This is a genomic window from Agrococcus sp. SCSIO52902 (assembly GCF_022983135.1).
Lineage (GTDB): Bacteria > Actinomycetota > Actinomycetes > Actinomycetales > Microbacteriaceae > Agrococcus > Agrococcus sediminis.
In genome coordinates this window covers 535,272-548,617 of record NZ_CP095269.1, presented here as the reverse complement: position 1 = coordinate 548,617, position 13,346 = coordinate 535,272, and the positions used below count along the sequence as shown (strand labels likewise).

Below are 13,346 nucleotides of genomic sequence, written 5' to 3'. Positions count from 1 at the left end.
CGCGGTTTCGGGAAGCTCGACGCGTGCCCTAGCGTGGTCGGGTGCTCCAGCCCCACCACGACGGCTCCGCCCTCCACGTCTCGACCCTGACGCCCTCGCTCGGCGACACGGTGCGGGTGCGCCTGCGCATCCCGATCGCCCACGACGAGCCGCTCGAGGTGCTCGTGCGGTCGAACCCCGACCGCGAGCCGTTCTTCAACAAGGCCGTGCACATCGGGACCGCGGGCGCCTACCACTGGTGGGAGGCCGAGATCCGGGTCGCGAACCCCGTGCACCGCTACCGCTGGCTCGTGCACTGGCAGTCGGGGCAGACCGACTGGATGAACCAGGAGGGCGTGCACCGCATCGAGACGCGCGACGACGCCGACTTCGCGCTCGTCGCGCACGAGCCGCCGCCGGCGTGGGCGACGGATGCGGTGCTCTACCAGGTGTTCCCCGACCGGTTCGCGCGCTCGGCGCAGGCCGACGAGCACCCGACGCCCGCGTGGGCGGTCGCGGCGGCCTGGGACGACCCGGTGGTCGGCTCCGGCCCGGGCGTCTCCGAGCAGCTCTACGGCGGCGACCTGCCGGGCGTCGAGGCGCACCTCGACCACCTCGTCGACCTGGGCGCGACGGTGCTGTACCTGACCCCCGTCTTCCCGGGCGACTCCAACCACCGGTACAACGCATCCACCTTCGACGTCGTCGACCCGCTGCTCGGCGGCGACGAGGCGCTCGTCTCGCTCGTCGAGGCGGCCCACGCGCGCGGCCTGAAGGTGATGGGCGACCTCACCAGCAACCACACGGGCGACACCCACGCGTGGTTCCGCGCCGCCGCGGCGTCGGAGGATGCGCCGGAGCGGGAGTTCTACTACTTCCACGAGGGCGGCACCTACGCCTCGTGGCTCGGCCACGCCTCGCTGCCGAAGCTCAACTGGAACAGCCAGGAGCTGCGCGACCGCTTCATCGAGGGCCCCGACTCGGTGGTGGGGCGGTGGCTGCGCCCGCCGTTCTCGCTCGACGGGTGGCGCATCGATGTGGCCAACATGACCGGCCGCTACGAGGGCGACGACCTCAACGCCGAGGTGCGCCAGATCATCCGGCGCACGATGCTCGACATCAACCCCGACACCCTGCTGCTCGGCGAGTCGACGAACGACGCGACCGACGACTTCCAGGGCGACGCGTGGCACGGCGCGATGACCTACGCCAACTTCACGCGGCCCGTGTGGGGCTGGCTGTCGGTGCCGGGCTCCGCGGCGTTCGGGGGCCTCGGCATGGCGCGCTCGGTGATCCCGTCGTACACCGGCGTCGACCTGCACGCGCAGCACCAGCGCTTCGTCGCGGGCATCCCGTGGCGCACGCGGCTGCACAACATGAACGCGCTCGACACGCACGACACGCCCCGCTTCGCGAGGAACGCGCTCCCCGGTGCCGTGCCCGTGGCGCTCGGCATGGCGGTGTCGCTGCCCGGCATCCCGGTGGTGTGGGCCGGCGACGAGCTGGGCCTCACCGGCGTCAACGGCGAGGACTCCCGCACCCCGATGCCCTGGGCGACGCTCGACGAGCACGCCGGCACGATCGCCCTGCACCGCGAGCTGCTCGCGCTGCGCGCCGACCAGCCGGCGCTGCGGGGCGGGGGGATGCGCTGGGTCCACGTGGGCGAGGAGGTGCTCGTCTGGGTGCGCGAGAGCGCCGAGTCGAGCGTGCTGTGCGTCGCCGCGCGCGGCTTCTACGACGTGGTCGTCGAGGAGGGCGTGCTGAGCCTCGAGGGCGAGCCGGCGCCGCTGTTCGGCGACGGCGGAGCGAGCACCTTCGGCTTCGGCGGCCTGCGCCTCACCGGCTCCGGGCCCTCGTTCGCCGCGTGGTCGCTCCCGGGTGTCGAGGTGCCGCGCACCGACGACGAGGAGGAGCGGGAGCTGCTGGCGCTGCTCGACGAGAACGCCTCGCAGGACGCCGCGCTCGCGCACGGCGAGCCGGCCGCGCCGACGCTCACCGCCGCCTGGAGCAAGGACACGCTGCACGAGGACTGACCGGCGCCGGCCCGGCCCCGGCAGGTGTCGAGGGGCCCGCGCGCGGTGCTATGATTTTCCGGTTGCCTACGAGGCAGCGCCCCGATAGCTCAGTGGTAGAGCACTTCCATGGTAAGGAAGGGGTCGCGAGTTCAATCCTCGCTCGGGGCTCGCGTTCGCTTGATGCTTCGTGCTTGGGTGGGCGTCCTGGCGGGGTAGCTCAGTTGGTGAGAGCGCACGACTCATAATCGTGAGGTCGCGGGTTCGAACCCCGCCCTCGCTACCGCCAGTCGGCAGGGGATCGGGCCATCGGCCCGGTCCCCTTCGCTGTCCCCGGCGCCGCTCGCTGGCTAGCCTCGGGGCATGCGCTCGCGCTTCGTGCGACGGTGGATCGCCTGGGTCTCGATCGGCGAGGCCTGCGGCTTCGCGGTCGCGGCCGCCGCGGGCGTGCTCGCCGAGGCGCTGCGCCTCGGCGACGCCGAGCGGCTGGTGCTGCTCGTCGCCGCGGGCGCGGTCGAGGGCGCGGCGCTCGCGACCGGCCAGCACGCGGCGATGGAGCGCGACCGGCCGCGACGGGCCGCCTGGGTCGGCGCGACCGCGGCGGCAGCGTCGCTCGCGTGGCTGCTCGGCATGCTGCCGAGCACGGTGGGGCTGCCGGAGGGGCCGTGGACGGTCGTGCTGCTGGTCGTGGGCGGCGTCGTGCTGCTCGCGACCATCCCGGTCGCGCAGTGGCTCGTGCTGCGCCGCCCCGGCGCGGGCCGGTGGGTGCCGGTCAGCATGGGCGCCTGGCTCGTGGCCATCCTGTGGACCGCGGCGCCGTCGCCGTTCGTGGACGAGTCGAGCCCGGTGCTGCTCGTGGTCGCGCTCTACGTCGTGGCGGGCGCGCTCATGGCGGTGACGGTCGCGGCGCTCACGGCGCCGCTCGCCCGCTCGCTCTTCGCGCGCTGAGCTCCTCCGCGACGCCCCCGGGCGCCGACGGCCCGGTCGCGAGCACCGCGGCGACGGCAGTGCGCAGCACACCGAGCTGTGCGCGCAGGTGCTCCGTGCCGCCGGTGGCGCGCGCCAGGAGCTGCGCGCCCTCGAGGGTCACGAACACGTGGTCGGCCCATGCCTCCGCATCGAGCTGCGCCGCCGGGCGTGCGGCCGCCGCCGCGCGCAGCAGCCCGAGCACGACCGCGCGGGAAGCCTCGGCGGCGCGCTGCACGGGCGCGACCGCCGCGGCGCCCAGCAGCTCGTGCTCGGCGAGCGCCGACGCGGCGAGCGAGCCCGGGCGCGCTGCGGCGCGCTCGAGCTCCGCGAGGAACGCGTCCACGCGCTCCACGGGATCGTCGACGGATGCGGTGCGGTCGTGGGCGCGCAGCAGCAGGGCGACGAGGTGGTCGGCGTGGCGGTCGAGCAGCGTGCGCGCGAGCTCCCGCTTCGAAGGGAAGTGGTGGAAGAACGCGCCCTTGCTGGTGCCGGCCGCGCCGATCACCTCGTCGAGCGCGGTGCCGGAGAAGCCGCGGCGCAGCACGAGCCGCTCGGCGGCGTCGAGGATGCGCTGGCGGTTGGAGGAGCCGTCCCGAGGCATGGACGGACGGTACCAGACCGAGTAGTCTGCTACCCGCGGGCGAGCCCGCTCGCACCTGTCGACCGAGGAGGCCGCCGATGGCCGAGCTCGCGCGCCGGTCCATGGCTCCCACCATCGCCGCGAAGCCCTCGCACCACCACCACCGCGTGCCCGTGCGCACCGGCCTCGCCTGGCCGAGCCCGGCGCATCCGTTCGTCACCGACGGCGGGCTCGAGACCGACCTCATCTACAACCGCGGCGAGCGGCTGCGCGAGTTCGCGGCCTACCCGCTGCTGCGCACCGAGCGCGGGCGCGCGGTGCTCGACGACTACTACGACGGCTACGCCGCGGTGGCACGGGCCCACGGGGCTGGGCTCCTGCTCGAGACGCCCACCTGGCGGGCGAGCGCCGACTGGGGCGCCCGGCTCGGCGACGACCGGCGCGCGCTCTACGACGTCAACGTGCTGGCGGTGCACCACCTGCTGGCGCTGCGCGAGCGCTACGCCGACATCCGCGACGTGCTCGTCAGCGGCGCGATCGGCCCGCGCGCCGACGCGTACGCCGACATCCCGCCCGTCGACCCCGACGACGCGCACACGTACCACGAGCCGCAGATCGGCGCCTTCGCCGAGGGCGGCGCGCACCTCGTGACGGGCTTCACGCTCTCCGACCCCGGCGAGGCGATCGGCATCGCCCGCGCGGCCTTCTTCCACGGGCTGCCGGCGGTCATCGGCTTCACGGTGGAGGAGGACGGCCGGCTCCGCGGCGGCATGCCGCTGCGCGAGGCGATCGAGCTCGTCGACGCCGAGACCGACACCGTGCACTACATGGTCAACTGCGCGCATCCGCAGCACGTCCTCCGCGGGCTGGGGGAGGGCGGCGCCTGGCTCGGACGCATCGCGAGCGTGCGGTGCAACGCGTCGAGCCGCACCCACGCCGAGCTCGACCGCGCGACCCGCCTCGACGCCGGCGACATCGACGAGCTGCGGCGCGGGCACGACGCGCTCCGCGAGCGCCTGCCGGGGCTGTCGGTGATCGGCGGCTGCTGCGGCACCGACGCGAGCCACGTCGCGGCCCTCTGGGAGGAGCGCCGCTCTGCCTAGACTGGCCGGGTGCCAGTGAACCCCGAGATCCAGGGCAGGCAGTACCCGCCCACGGCCCCCTACCTGGTCGGCCGCGAGAAGGTGCGCGAGTTCGCGCGCGCCGTGCAGGCCGAGCACCCCGAGCACCTCGACGTCGAGGCCGCCCGCGCCGCCGGGCACGCCGACGTCGTCGCGCCGCCCACGTTCCCGATCGTCATCCAGGAGCTCACCCTGCGGCAGCTGCTCGACGACGACAGCGCCGGCGTCGACTTCACGCGCGTCGTGCACGGCGACCAGCGCTTCACCGCGTCGCGGCCGATCGTGGCCGGCGACGAGCTCACGGCGCAGCTCACCGTCACGAGCGTGAAGTCGCTCGGCGGCAACGACATGGTGACGAGCGAGAGCGTCATCACGGATGCGCGGGGCCGGCACGTGGTCACGGCCACGTCGACGCTCGTGGTGCGGGGGGAGTGACGATGGAGCAGCTCGAGATCGGGCAGGTCGTCGCCGAGCGCGACCTGCACCTCACCCGCGACTCGCTCGTGCGCTACGCGGGCGCCTCCGGCGACTTCAACCCCATCCACTACCGCGACGACGTCGCCGCCGCCGTCGGGCTGCCGGGCGTGCTCGCGCACGGGATGCTGACGATGGGCGCGGCGGTGCAGCCGGTCGTCGACTGGGCCGGCCCCGCGCGCATCCTCGACTACCAGGTGCGCTTCACCCGGCCGGTGGTCGTCGACCCGGAGGCGGGCGCGCAGCTGCACGTCGTCGCCGCGGTCGGCCAGCTCGGCGAGGGCACGGCGCGCATCGACCTCACGGTGACGGCCGAGGGCCGCACGGTGCTCGGCAAGGCGCAGGTCGTCGTGGCGACGGACCGATGAGCAGCCGCACGCTCGCCGAGGCGACCACCATGCGGGTCGGCGGCGAGGCGCAGCGCTGGATCGACGCGGCGACGCGCGAGGAGGTCGCGGCGGCCTACGCCGAGGCGCTCGCCGACGACCACGAGCCGCTGCTGCTGCTCGGCGGCGGCTCCAACACGGTCGCGTCGTCCGAGCCCTTCGAGGGCACCGTGCTCCGGGTCGCGACCCGCGGCATCCGCACGCTGCCCGCGGCACCGACGCCGCACCGCCCGGCCGGCGAGGAGCCGCCCGTCGACGACTCGGTCGTGCTGCGCATCGAGGCGGGGGAGCCGTGGGACGAGGTCGTCGCGCGCGCGGTCGCAGACGGCCTCACCGGCATCGAGGCGCTGAGCGGCATCCCCGGGTCGACGGGCGCAGCCCCGATCCAGAACATCGGCGCCTACGGGCAGGAGATCGCCTCGACGCTCGTCGGCATCGAGCTGCTCGAGGCCGAGACGCTCGAGCTGCGCGAGGTGCCGGCCTCCGAGCTGCGGCTCGGCTACCGCGACTCCGCCATCAAGCGCGGCATCCTGCAGGGCGTCGTGCTGTCGGTCGACCTGCGCCTGCGCCGCTCGCCCGACGGCCGCAGCCAGCCGGTGGCCTACCAGCAGCTCGCGACGGCGCTCGGCGTCGAGCTCGGCACGCGCGTGCCGCTCACCGACGTGCGCGACTCGGTGCTGGCGCTCCGCGGCTCGAAGGGCATGGTGCTCTCGGAGGACCCCGACTCCGTGAGCGCCGGCTCGTTCTTCACCAACCCCATCGTCTCGGCCCGCTTCGCCTCGCAGCTGCCGAAGGAGCTGCCGAGCTGGTCGGTCTCGCCCGAGCCGCAGGCCACCGTGCTGCCGCTCGACCCCGACACGCCCGTGCCGTCGCTCGAGCGGCCCGTGCCTCGCGTGAAGCTCTCGGCCGCCTGGCTCATCGAGCACTCCGGCATCTCGCGCGGCTTCTCGCTGCCCGGATCGCGCGCGGCGATCTCGTCGAAGCACACGCTCGCGCTCACGAACCGCGGCGGCGCGACCGGCGAGGAGATCGCCGAGCTCGCCCGCTTCGTGCAGGCGCGCGTCGAGAACCAGTTCGGCGTGCACCTCGTGCCCGAGCCCGTGATGGTGGGGCTGACGCTCTGACGGCGGAATGGCGCTCGCGCGCGGGCGTTGCACCCGGCATGACCGATGCACCCGTGCAGCTGCGCCTCGTCGTCGAGGCCGAGGACTTCGAGGCCGCGCTCGCGTTCTACCGCGACGCGCTCGGCCTGCCCGAGCTCGCCGCCTTCGAGGGCGACGGCGACGCGCGCGTCGCGATCCTCGACGCGGGCCGGGCCACGCTCGAGCTCGCCAACCCCGCGCAGAAGCGCATGATCGACCGCATCGAGGCCGGCGGCCGGCCGAGCCCCCGCATCCGCGTCGCCTTCGAGGTCGCCGACGCGGAGGGCGCCACCCGGCGGCTCGAGGGCGCCGGCGCCACTGTCGTGGCGGAGCCCGTCGAGACGCCGTGGCGCTCGCTGAACGCGCGGCTCGCGGCGCCCGCCGACCTCACCCTGACCCTCTTCGAGGAGCTCGACGGCGAGGAGCGCTTCGTCCCGCTCGCTTGATCGGCCGCCCGCCACGTGCGAGAGTCGAGAGTCGACACGGTGGGGGACAGCATGGATGAGCACGACGTCGCGCAGCCCGCGGCAGGGCACGGCACGGCACCGATCGAGCACGAGCTCGACGTGGCGGTGAGCCGGGCCAGAGCCTGGGACGCCTACGTGCACGGCATGACCGACTGGTGGCACCCGGGCTGGACCACGAGCGGCTCTGGCCTCGACCACATCGAGGTCGACCCGCACGTCGGCGGCCGCATCGTCGAGCGCAACCGCGACGGCCGCGAGCGCGAGTGGGGCACGGTCACGGATGCCGTCCCCGGCGAGCGCTTCGAGCACACGTTCCACCTGTTCCACGAGGGCGACCACACCACCGTCACGGTCGAGTTCGCCGACCTGCCGCACGGCGGCACGCACGTGCGCTTCTCGCACCACGGCTGGAACGAGAGCAACGCGGGCGACCGCGCGGGCCACCTCGACTGGGAAGCCCTGCTGCAGCGCTACAAGTCGTACGCGCAGCACATCTAGCCGCGCCGGCGGCCCGGCGCAGCCTCAGCTGCGCCGGATCCAGCGGAAGGTGACGGCGGCGACGACCGTGCCGACGACCGCCCAGATGCCGAGCACGAGGGCGACCATCGGCAGGTTCCACGCCTCGCCGACCTCCATGTACCGGCCGATGTCGGGCAGCAGCGCGTAGCGCATGCCGTGCCCGACCCACGCGAGCGGGAACAGGTTCGCGATCGTCTGCAGCCACTCCGGCAGCGCCGGGAAGGCGAGGTAGATGCCCGAGATGAACTGCAGCAGCAGCGCGAGCGGGATCACCACGGCGGATGCGCTGTTGACGGTGCGGGGGATCTGGGCGATCACGACGCCCAGCACCGCGAAGCAGATGAGCGCGGCGAAGAAGACCCAGGCGAGCGTCAGCCAGCGCTCCGGCTCGGTGGGCAGCTCGATGCCGAACACGCCCACCGCGACCGCGAGCAGCAGCCCCGCCTGCGCGAGCGACGTCACGAGCAGCTGCCCGAGCTTGCCGAGGAAGTACGACAGCACCGGCAGCGGCGTCGCGGCGAGCCGCTGCAGCGTGCCGTCGTTGCGCTCGACGGCGATCTCGATGCCGAGGTTCTGCACGCCCGAGAGGAACACGCCCGCGGCGAGCATCGCGGGCAGGTAGTACTGCGGCTGCGTGACCTGCTGGCCCTCGAGCTCGATCATCGGCGGCAGGGCGCCGAACGCGCTCGCGAAGATCGCGAAGAGCAGCACGGGGAACAGGAACGTGAAGACCAGCGCGTCGCTGCGGCGGAAGTACTGCAGCAGCTCGATGCGCACGCGGTCGGCGGCGCACCGCAGCACGTGACCGGGGCGGATGCCCCGGCGCGGCGGGGCGGGGGCGCTGGCGGTCATGCTGCGGCCTCCTCGGCCTCGACGGAGCCGATGAGGCTCAGGTAGACGTCCTCGAGCGAGGGGCGGATGACCTCGAGGTCGGTCGGCTCGCCGGGGAGCGACCGCACCACCGACGCCGGCTCGCGCGTGCGCACCTCGTGGCGGCCCGACGCATCCGTCCACCGCACGACGGGGGTGCGCGACTCGGCGCCGCCGATGCGGTCGACCTCGTCGAGCGCGAGCAGCCGGCCGTCGGCGATGATGCCGGCGCGATGCGCGAGCTGCTCGGCCTCCTCGAGGTAGTGGGTCGTGAGCAGGATCGTGGTGCCGTCGGCCGCGACGTCGCGGATGAGCTGCCAGAAGGCGCGGCGGGCCTGCGGGTCGAAGCCGGTGGTGGGCTCGTCGAGGAAGAGCACCTCGGGCCGGCCGATGACGCCGAGCGCCACGTCGACGCGGCGCTGCTGGCCGCCCGAGAGCTTGCCGATGCGCCGCGACGCGTGCTCGGCGAGCCCCACCGCCTCGATCGTCTCGTCGACGTCGCGGGCGTTCGGGAACACGCGCGCGAGGTGGGTGAGCATCTCGCGCACCGTGAGCGCGCCCGCCTGCCCGGTCGACTGCAGCACGACGCCGATGCGGCTGCGCCAGTCGCGATCGGCGCGCTGCGGGTCGGCGCCGAGCACGCGGGCGGTGCCGGAGGTGGGCACGCGGAAGCCCTCGAGCATCTCGACGGTCGTCGACTTGCCGGCGCCGTTCGGGCCGAGCAGCGCGAAGGTCTCGCCCTCGGCGATCTCGAACGAGACGTCGTCGACGACGGTGCGCGCGCCGTAGCGCTTGGTCAGGCCGGCCGCGACGACCGCTGGTGCGTGCTGCATGGCTCCAGGCTGGCCCTGTTCGATCGCGCCGTCATCCCCCGATCGGCGGAGCGGTGCCGGGCGTCGGGCGTCCGGGGGCCAGGCGCCGGGTCAGGCGCCGAAGAGCCGCTGCAGCCGCTGCACGCCCTCGAGCAGCGCGTCGTCGCCGAGCGCGTACGAGAAGCGCAGGTAGCCCGAGGGCCCGAACGCCTCGCCCGGCACGGCGGCGACATCCGCCTGCTCGAGCATGAGGCCGGCGAGCTCGAGGCTCGTCGTGGGCGTCGTGCCGCCCCACTCCCTGCCCAGCAGGCCCGAGACATCCGCGTACGCGTAGAACGCGCCCTTCGGCGTCGGCACCGAGACGCCGGGGATGCGCGAGAGCTCGCGGACGATCGTCTGGCGGCGGCGGTCGAAGGCGGCGAGCATGTCGGCGACCGCGTCCTGCGGGCCGGTGAGCGCCTCGAGCGCCCCGCGCTGCGCGACGTTGTTGACGTTGCTCGTCAGGTGCGACTGCAGGTTGCCGGCGGCCTTGATGACGTCGGCCGGGCCCACCATCCAGCCCACGCGCCAGCCGGTCATGGCGTAGGTCTTCGCGACGCCGTTCACGAGGATCGTGCGGTCGGCGAGCGCCGGCACGGCCTCGACGACCGAGACAGCGCGCTCGCCGTCGTAGACGAGGTTCTGGTAGATCTCGTCGCTGATGACCCACAGCCCGTTGGCGTCGGCCCACTCGGCGATCTCGCGGATGCGCTCGGGAGGGTAGACCGCGCCCGTCGGGTTCGAGGGGCTCACCATGAGCAGCGCCTTGGTGTGGCCCGTGCGGGCGGCCTCGAGCTGGTCGACGGTGACGAGGTAGCCCTGGTCGGCGCCGGCGAAGACGTCGACCTGCACGCCGCCGGTGAGGGCGATCGCCTCGGGATACGTCGTCCAGTACGGGGTCGGCACGAGCACCTCGTCGCCCGGGTCGAGGATCGTCTGGAACGCCTGGTAGACCGACTGCTTGCCGCCGTTCGTGACGAGCGTCTGGCTCGCCTCGACCTCGAGGCCCGAGTCGCGCGCGGTCTTCGCGGCGATCGCCTCGCGCAGCTCCGGCAGGCCGGGCGCCGGCGTGTACCGGTAGTTCCTCGGGTCGGCGAGCGCGCGCTGCGCGGCCTCGACGATGTTCGGGGGCGTGGCGAAGTCGGGCTCGCCCGCGGCGTAGGAGATCACGTCGCGGCCGGCGGCCTTGAGCGCCTTGGCCTTCGCGTCGACCTTCAGGGTCGCGGATTCGTTGATGGCGGCGATGCGCGCGGCGATGCGGTTCACGGCACCAAGCCTACGGCGGCGCGCGTGCGCCGGGCGGCGAAGTGGACAGCACGGGCCCCGTCCCCGTATGCTGTTCCCTTGGTGGTTGACGACCGCCATGATGTCGCATGCCCTTGCCGGGGCCGGCGCGCATGGCACTCCACCCGCCCAGGGCGGTGGCGCAATTGGTAGCGCAGCGGTCTCCAAAACCGCAGGTTGCAGGTTCGAGTCCTGTCCGCCCTGCTCGAGGCGCCCGCGAGGGCGCCTGATGGGCCTCGGCATTCGCCGGGCCGAACGAACGAAGGGTCACCGTGGCTGAGAACGCGATCGAGGAGGCACCCCGCACGCGCGAGGGTGCGTCTCGCAACCCGTTCGTGCGCCTGTGGACCTTCCTCAAGGAAGTCCTGGTCGAGCTCCGCAAGGTCGTCACCCCGACCCGCAAGGAGCTGGTCCGCTACACGCTCGTCGTGCTGGTGTTCGTCGTGCTGATGATGCTGCTGGTGGTCGCCTTCGACACCGTGTTCTACGGCCTGGCCGGGTGGATCTTCGGTGACATCCCGCCGTTCGGCCTCGCGGGCTGAGCCCGACCGAGACGTGAAGGAGAAGGTGGACTGTGTCTGACGTCAACGACCTCGACATCGAGCTGAACAAGGCGCTCGACGACCTCGTCCCTGCCGACGAGAAGCCGGCCGAGCCGGAGGCCGACCCGTACGAGGAGTTCAAGCGCGAGCTGCGCCTGAAGCCCGGCCGCTGGTACGTCATCCACTCGTACGCCGGCTACGAGAAGAAGGTCAAGGCCAACATCGCCTCGCGTGCCGAGAACATGCAGGTCGACGGCATCTACGAGATCCAGGTCCCCACGGAGGACGTGCTCGAGACGAAGAACGGCCAGGCGAAGCGCGCCAACCGCGTGCGCGTCCCCGGCTACGTGCTCGTGCGCATGGAGCTCGACGAGGACACCTGGTCGGTCGTCCGCCACACGCCCGGCGTCACCGGCTTCGTCGGCAACGCCCACAACCCCGCCCCGCTGCGCTTCGACGAGGCCTTCACGATGCTGAAGCCGATCGCCGACGAGCAGCTCGCCGAGCAGCAGAAGTCGGCGCCCTCGCAGCAGCCCAGCCAGGTCGCGGTCGAGGTCGACTTCGAGGTGGGCGAGACCATCACGATCACCGAGGGCTCGTTCGCGGGCTTCCCCGGCACGATCAGCGAGATCCAGCCGGCGAGCCGCAAGCTCACCGTGCTCGTCAGCCTGTTCGAGCGCGAGACTCCGGTCGAGCTCGGCTTCGGTCAGGTCAGCAAGCTCTAGTCCCTCTCAAGAGGGCTGGATGCGGTCCCGCGCGTCGGTGGACGCGCGGCCGCGACACACCAAGAAGGAAGAGACATGGCACCCAAGAAGAAGGTCACGGGTCTGATCAAGCTGCAGATCCAGGCCGGCGCCGCCAACCCCGCGCCGCCGGTCGGTCCGGCGCTCGGCCAGCACGGCGTCAACATCATGGAGTTCTGCAAGGCGTACAACGCTGCGACGGAGAACCAGCGCGGCAACGTCATCCCGGTCGAGATCACCGTCTACGAGGACCGCTCGTTCGACTTCGTGCTCAAGACCCCGCCGGCCGCAGAGCTCATCAAGAAGGCCGCAGGCGTCAAGAAGGGCTCCGGCGTCCCGCACACGACGAAGGTCGGCAAGCTCACGATGGCGCAGGTCGAGGAGATCGCGCAGCAGAAGCTGCCCGACCTCAACGCGAACGACATCGAGGGCGCGAAGAAGATCGTCGCCGGCACCGCCCGCTCCATGGGCATCACCGTCGAGGGCTGACCTCGACCGAGCCGCTCGGCTCACCAGTGGGAGCGCCGGCCAGGCGCGCACCGCGAACTCTGGAACAGGAGAAGAACATGGCACAGAAGTCCAAGGCCTACCGGGCCGCAGCCGCGAAGATCGAGGCTGACAAGCAGTACACCCCCGCCGAGGCCGTCGCGCTCGCCCGCGAGACCGGCTCGAGCAAGACCGACTCCACCGTCGAGGTCGCGCTCAAGCTCGGCGTCGACCCCCGCAAGGCAGACCAGATGGTCCGCGGTACCGTTTCTCTTCCTCACGGCACCGGCAAGACCGCTCGCGTCATCGTCTTCGCGCAGGGTCCGGCCGCCGAGGCCGCCATCGCCGCCGGCGCCGACGAGGTCGGCTCCGACGAGCTCATCGAGAAGGTGGCCGCGGGCTGGACGCAGTTCGACGCCGCCGTCGCGAGCCCCGAGCTCATGGGCAAGGTCGGCCGCCTCGGCAAGGTGCTCGGCCCGCGCGGCCTGATGCCGAACCCGAAGACGGGCACCGTCACGCCGAACGTGGCGCAGGCCGTGACCGACATCAAGGGCGGCCGCATCGAGTTCCGCGTCGACAAGCACGCCAACGTGCACTTCATCGTCGGCAAGGCCTCGTTCTCGGAGGAGCAGCTGACCGACAACATCACGGCAGCGCTCGACGAGGTCGTCCGCCTCAAGCCGTCGTCGTCGAAGGGCCGCTACATCCAGAAGGCCACCGTCTCGACGACGTTCGGCCCCGGCGTCCCGGTCGACGTCACCTCGATCTGACCGATCGCATCCTCGAGAGCCCCGCTTCGGCGGGGCTCTCGTCGTCTGCGGGGGCGCCGGCCGGGATGCGCGAAACCGGATCGTGATGCGCCCGTGACATCGGCGGCGCCTATGAGCGGCTAGGTTGTCCCTACGCACGCTCACGGCCGAG

Annotated in this window: 15 protein-coding genes, 3 tRNA genes and 1 pseudogene; 15 read left to right on the top strand and 4 right to left on the bottom strand. The window is 72.9% G+C overall.

The window, feature by feature from the left end:
* The first annotated feature begins 41 nt into the window (after positions 1 to 41).
* From MU522_RS02675 to MU522_RS02660, 4 genes are all read left to right on the top strand, one after another.
* Positions 42 to 2,012: a glycoside hydrolase family 13 protein gene (locus MU522_RS02675; protein ID WP_246992278.1), complete on the top strand. Its 1,971-nt coding sequence runs from the start codon at positions 42 to 44 to the stop codon at positions 2,010 to 2,012.
* 78 nt (positions 2,013 to 2,090) lie between these two features.
* Positions 2,091 to 2,162, top strand: a tRNA-Thr gene (locus tag MU522_RS02670).
* Between the two features lie 38 nt (positions 2,163 to 2,200).
* A tRNA-Met gene (locus tag MU522_RS02665) sits at positions 2,201 to 2,274 on the top strand.
* A gap of 80 nt (positions 2,275 to 2,354) precedes the next feature.
* Positions 2,355 to 2,939, top strand: a complete 585-nt coding sequence (locus MU522_RS02660; protein ID WP_128188389.1) for a hypothetical protein — start codon at positions 2,355 to 2,357, stop codon at positions 2,937 to 2,939.
* On the opposite strand, the gene MU522_RS02655 is transcribed toward MU522_RS02660, so the two are convergent.
* Positions 2,902 to 3,561, bottom strand: a complete 660-nt coding sequence (locus tag MU522_RS02655; protein WP_246992276.1) for a TetR/AcrR family transcriptional regulator — start codon at positions 3,559 to 3,561, stop codon at positions 2,902 to 2,904. The two genes, MU522_RS02660 and MU522_RS02655, sit on opposite strands and share 38 nt — an antisense overlap.
* Before the next feature lie 77 nt (positions 3,562 to 3,638).
* Here MU522_RS02655 and MU522_RS02650 point away from each other — a divergent pair, with 77 nt between their 5' ends.
* Genes MU522_RS02650 through MU522_RS02625 form a run of 6 tightly spaced genes read left to right on the top strand, consistent with a single transcriptional unit; the run spans position 3,639 to position 7,628 of the window.
* The gene (locus tag MU522_RS02650; RefSeq protein WP_246992274.1) at positions 3,639 to 4,643 is read left to right on the top strand and encodes a homocysteine S-methyltransferase family protein; all 1,005 of its coding nucleotides are present in this window, start codon (positions 3,639 to 3,641) and stop codon (positions 4,641 to 4,643) included.
* 9 nt (positions 4,644 to 4,652) lie between these two features.
* Positions 4,653 to 5,096 (top strand): MaoC family dehydratase N-terminal domain-containing protein, encoded by a 444-nt coding sequence (locus MU522_RS02645; RefSeq protein ID WP_246992272.1) that lies wholly within the window; start codon positions 4,653 to 4,655, stop codon positions 5,094 to 5,096.
* 2 nt (positions 5,097 to 5,098) lie between these two features.
* A complete protein-coding gene (locus tag MU522_RS02640) occupies positions 5,099 to 5,503 on the top strand; it encodes a MaoC/PaaZ C-terminal domain-containing protein (RefSeq protein WP_146358114.1) in 405 nt (134 codons plus the stop codon).
* Positions 5,500 to 6,645 (top strand): UDP-N-acetylmuramate dehydrogenase, encoded by a 1,146-nt coding sequence (locus tag MU522_RS02635; protein WP_246992270.1) that lies wholly within the window; start codon positions 5,500 to 5,502, stop codon positions 6,643 to 6,645. The genes MU522_RS02640 and MU522_RS02635 overlap by 4 nt, the downstream gene beginning before the upstream one ends.
* A gap of 38 nt (positions 6,646 to 6,683) precedes the next feature.
* A complete protein-coding gene (locus tag MU522_RS02630) occupies positions 6,684 to 7,109 on the top strand; it encodes a VOC family protein (protein ID WP_246992269.1) in 426 nt (141 codons plus the stop codon).
* Positions 7,110 to 7,160: 51 nt separating this feature from the next.
* Positions 7,161 to 7,628, top strand: coding sequence for an SRPBCC domain-containing protein (locus tag MU522_RS02625; protein ID WP_246992268.1), 468 nt, complete (start codon positions 7,161 to 7,163; stop codon positions 7,626 to 7,628).
* Positions 7,629 to 7,652: 24 nt separating this feature from the next.
* Here MU522_RS02625 and MU522_RS02620 read toward each other — a convergent pair whose 3' ends face one another.
* The 3 genes from MU522_RS02620 to MU522_RS02610 form a co-directional block, all read right to left on the bottom strand.
* Entirely contained in the window at positions 7,653 to 8,501 is an 849-nt protein-coding gene (locus MU522_RS02620; protein ID WP_246992266.1) for an ABC transporter permease, read from the bottom strand.
* On the bottom strand, positions 8,498 to 9,352 hold the full coding sequence (locus MU522_RS02615) for an ABC transporter ATP-binding protein (RefSeq protein ID WP_246992264.1): 855 nt from the start codon (positions 9,350 to 9,352) through the stop codon (positions 8,498 to 8,500). Before MU522_RS02615 ends, MU522_RS02620 begins: the two co-directional genes overlap by 4 nt.
* Positions 9,353 to 9,442: 90 nt before the next feature.
* Positions 9,443 to 10,636: a pyridoxal phosphate-dependent aminotransferase gene (locus MU522_RS02610; protein WP_246992262.1), complete on the bottom strand. Its 1,194-nt coding sequence runs from the start codon at positions 10,634 to 10,636 to the stop codon at positions 9,443 to 9,445.
* A 149-nt stretch (positions 10,637 to 10,785) separates the two neighbouring features.
* On the opposite strand from MU522_RS02610, the gene MU522_RS02605 reads away from it, so the two are divergent.
* The 5 genes and pseudogenes from MU522_RS02605 to rplA all read left to right on the top strand — a co-directional run bounded on the left by MU522_RS02605 (position 10,786) and on the right by rplA (position 13,195).
* Positions 10,786 to 10,858 (top strand) — tRNA-Trp (locus MU522_RS02605).
* Between the two features lie 68 nt (positions 10,859 to 10,926).
* A complete protein-coding gene (gene secE / locus MU522_RS02600) occupies positions 10,927 to 11,196 on the top strand; it encodes a preprotein translocase subunit SecE (RefSeq protein WP_128188379.1) in 270 nt (89 codons plus the stop codon).
* Positions 11,197 to 11,306: 110 nt separating this feature from the next.
* A pseudogene (gene nusG, locus MU522_RS02595) lies at positions 11,307 to 11,921 on the top strand (transcription termination/antitermination protein NusG); the annotation flags it as partial.
* 75 nt (positions 11,922 to 11,996) lie between these two features.
* Complete coding sequence (rplK, locus tag MU522_RS02590) at positions 11,997 to 12,428, top strand: 50S ribosomal protein L11 (protein WP_128188377.1); 432 nt, start codon at positions 11,997 to 11,999, stop codon at positions 12,426 to 12,428.
* A gap of 77 nt (positions 12,429 to 12,505) precedes the next feature.
* Positions 12,506 to 13,195: a 50S ribosomal protein L1 gene (gene rplA, locus MU522_RS02585; RefSeq protein WP_246992260.1), complete on the top strand. Its 690-nt coding sequence runs from the start codon at positions 12,506 to 12,508 to the stop codon at positions 13,193 to 13,195.
* The last annotated feature ends 151 nt before the right edge of the window (positions 13,196 to 13,346 follow it).

Excerpts from the sequence above, each read along its gene's own strand:
- MU522_RS02660 (WP_128188389.1), top strand. The coding sequence starts at position 2,355 with ATGCGCTCGCGCTTCGTGCGACGGTGGATCGCCTGGGTCTCGATCGGC.
- MU522_RS02655 (WP_246992276.1), bottom strand. The coding sequence starts at position 3,561 with ATGCCTCGGGACGGCTCCTCCAACCGCCAGCGCATCCTCGACGCCGCC.
- MU522_RS02650 (WP_246992274.1), top strand. The coding sequence starts at position 3,639 with ATGGCCGAGCTCGCGCGCCGGTCCATGGCTCCCACCATCGCCGCGAAG.
- MU522_RS02640 (WP_146358114.1), top strand. The coding sequence starts at position 5,099 with ATGGAGCAGCTCGAGATCGGGCAGGTCGTCGCCGAGCGCGACCTGCAC.
- MU522_RS02635 (WP_246992270.1), top strand. The coding sequence starts at position 5,500 with ATGAGCAGCCGCACGCTCGCCGAGGCGACCACCATGCGGGTCGGCGGC.
- MU522_RS02630 (WP_246992269.1), top strand. The coding sequence starts at position 6,684 with ATGACCGATGCACCCGTGCAGCTGCGCCTCGTCGTCGAGGCCGAGGAC.
- MU522_RS02625 (WP_246992268.1), top strand. The coding sequence starts at position 7,161 with ATGGATGAGCACGACGTCGCGCAGCCCGCGGCAGGGCACGGCACGGCA.
- MU522_RS02620 (WP_246992266.1), bottom strand. The coding sequence starts at position 8,501 with ATGACCGCCAGCGCCCCCGCCCCGCCGCGCCGGGGCATCCGCCCCGGT.
- MU522_RS02615 (WP_246992264.1), bottom strand. The coding sequence starts at position 9,352 with ATGCAGCACGCACCAGCGGTCGTCGCGGCCGGCCTGACCAAGCGCTAC.
- rplK (WP_128188377.1), top strand. The coding sequence starts at position 11,997 with ATGGCACCCAAGAAGAAGGTCACGGGTCTGATCAAGCTGCAGATCCAG.
- rplA (WP_246992260.1), top strand. The coding sequence starts at position 12,506 with ATGGCACAGAAGTCCAAGGCCTACCGGGCCGCAGCCGCGAAGATCGAG.